This window comes from Streptomyces sp. NPDC017936 (assembly GCF_044328485.1).
Taxonomy (GTDB): Bacteria; Actinomycetota; Actinomycetes; order Streptomycetales; family Streptomycetaceae; genus Streptomyces.
In genome coordinates, this window is the sequence record NZ_JBIRHK010000001.1 from 207,649 (window position 1) to 209,927 (window position 2,279).

Sequence of the window (2,279 nt, forward strand, 5' to 3'; positions counted from 1 at the left end):
GGTTACTTGCCCTCCTGCCGTTCCTGTCGTGCGTCGTCCGTGCCGCGGGCCGCCCTGGACGGGGGCGCGGCCCACTCCTCGTCCTCGACGATCTCGTCCCGGAGCCTGCTCATCGCCGTGGGACCCTCCGCCACCGCGGTCTCGCTGAGCAGCGAGCCGAAGAGGGATTCCCAGTTCACGCCCATCCGTTCGGGGGCGGCTCCGCGCGCGGTCATCCTGGTGAGCGGGTCGAGGGTGGCGACGACCTTGCGGGCCATCTCGGCCCGCGCCTTGTTCGCGGCCTCCAGCACCGCCGCGGACAGCTGGGCGGCGGCCATGGTCCGGTACTTGCCGTCGAGGAACTCCAGGCCGGTCAGTTCTCCCTTCGCGCCGACGAAGACCCGTACCGAGCGGTCCGACGAACGCGCGCTGACCGACGCCGCGTCGAGCTCGGCCCGTGCCGAGGCCGCGGCCTCCTCCGCCGCCTTGAGGTGGGCCATCGCCTGGGCCACGCGGTCCTCCATCGGCTGACTCATTCCGGTTCCCTTCCCCTCAGCGGCCCAGGGCCTGCGGCGCGCCGCCCTCGTCGGTGCCCCAGACGTCCTCGTCCTCGGCCAGCCACGTGGTCCGTTCCCTGTCCCCGCTCTCCGTCTGCGGCCTGTCCCCCGCCCCGCCCATGGGTCCCATCGGCGGCATGAAGGGCGTGCTGCTGCTGGTCTGCGTGGACCTGGGGATGACGCGGTGCTCCTCGTCGTCGACGCTCGGTGCGGCGGCGGCCGTCCGGCCGGACCGGCCGACCGCGGGCTCGATGACGGTCCTGGTGCGCTCGCCGGAGTTGCCGCCGGCCTCGCCGCCCGCGCCGCGCATCATCGGCGGGTACATCCCCGGCGAGCCCGCCCCCGTGCCGGAGGCGTCGGCGGAGGCGCCCGCCAGGGCGTCGCTGCTCTGCGGACGCCCGAGCGCCGAGGCGAGGTCGTCCTGGTTGTAGAGGTTGTCGCTGAACGCGGAGGAGTAGGCGGAGCCGGAAGAGCCCGCGGAGCCGCCCGAGGTGTAGGCGGAGAGGTCGGGGGGCTCGGGGAGGTCGGCGATGCGCTGCCGGATCAGCTCGTCGATGTCCTTGCCGTCGGCGTCGATCCGGTCGTACTCGGCCTGGATGTCGCGCATGCGCCGGTCGTACTCCGCCTTGGCGTCCTTGCGTGCCTGCTCGGCCTCGGTGCGCGCGTCCTGGCGTTCCGCCTGGGCGTCGGCCTTCGCCTGGTCGTACTCGTTCCTGGCTTCGGCCTCGGCGGCGTCGGCCCGTTCGACGGCCTCCTGTTCGGCGGCGTCGATCTCCGCGATCCGCCGGTCGTACTCCTGGCGGGCCTCGTCCTCGTCGGCGCCGGCGGCGATCTCCCGCTCGTACTCCTGACGGGCCTCGGCGCGTTCCTGCTCGGCGTCCGCCCGCGCCTGGTCCCGCTGTTCCTGGGCCTCGGCCTTCTCCTGCTCGTACTCCTGCCTCGCCGCCGCCTCCTGGCGGTCGGCATCCTGGAGTGCGGCGTCGCGTTCGGCGCGGGCCTCGGCCTTCTGCTGCTCGTAGTCGGCCTGCGCGTCGGCCTTGGCGTTCTGGGCGTCCAGCCGGGCCTGCTGCTTCTCCTGCAGGGCCTCGCGGCGGGCCTCCTCCTGCTGGGCCTCCGCCCTGGCCTGCGCGTCGGCCTGCTCCTGCTCGGCGGCTTCCTTCTCGGCGGCGGCCTCCGCCTTCGCGGCCTCCTTCTCGGCCTCGGCCTCGGCCCTGGCGGCGGCCTGCTCCTGCTTCGCCTCGGCCTGCGCGGCCTCCTGCTCGGCCTTGGCCTCCGCCTTCTCCCTCTCGGCCTCCGCCTTGGCGGCCTCCTGCTCCGCCTTCGCCTCGGCCTTCTCCCGCTCCTGCTCCGCCTTGGCCTCGGCCTTCTCCTTCTCCTGCTCGGCCTTGGCGGCTTCCTGCTCGCGCTTGGCCTCTTCCTTCGCGGCCTCCTGCTCGGCCTTGGCCTCCGCCTTCTCCTTCGCCGCCTCTTCCTTGGCGGCCTCCTGCTCGGCCTTGGCCTCGGCGCGGTCGGCTTCGGCCTGGGCCGCGGCCCGTTCCCGCTCCTTCTTCGCCTCGTCCTGCGCCTTCTGGTTCTGCGCGAGGACGAACGCCTGCTGCTCGGCCGCCGCCTGCTTGGCTTCGGCCTTCTCGCGCTCCTGCTCCGCCTTGGCCTCCGCCTTCTCCCTCTCGGCCTCTTCCTTGGCGGCGGCCTGTTCGGCCTTGGCCTCGGCCTTCTCGCGCTCCTGCTCCGCCTTGGCCTCCG

At 73.8% G+C, this 2,279-nt stretch carries 1 protein-coding gene and 1 pseudogene; both read right to left on the reverse strand.

Translation table 11 applies throughout. From position 1 onward, the window contains the following. Nucleotides 1-2: 2 nt before the first annotated feature. A complete protein-coding gene (locus ACH4F6_RS00870; protein WP_397957652.1) occupies nt 3-515 on the reverse strand; it encodes a YbaB/EbfC family nucleoid-associated protein in 513 nt (170 codons plus the stop codon). Nucleotides 516-531: 16 nt separating this feature from the next. Next, nucleotides 532-2,279, reverse strand: a pseudogene (locus ACH4F6_RS00875) (hypothetical protein); the annotation flags it as partial.

Coding starts and splice junctions, on each gene's coding strand:
- ACH4F6_RS00870 (WP_397957652.1), bottom strand. CDS start 515: ATGAGTCAGCCGATGGAGGACCGCGTGGCCCAGGCGATGGCCCACCTC.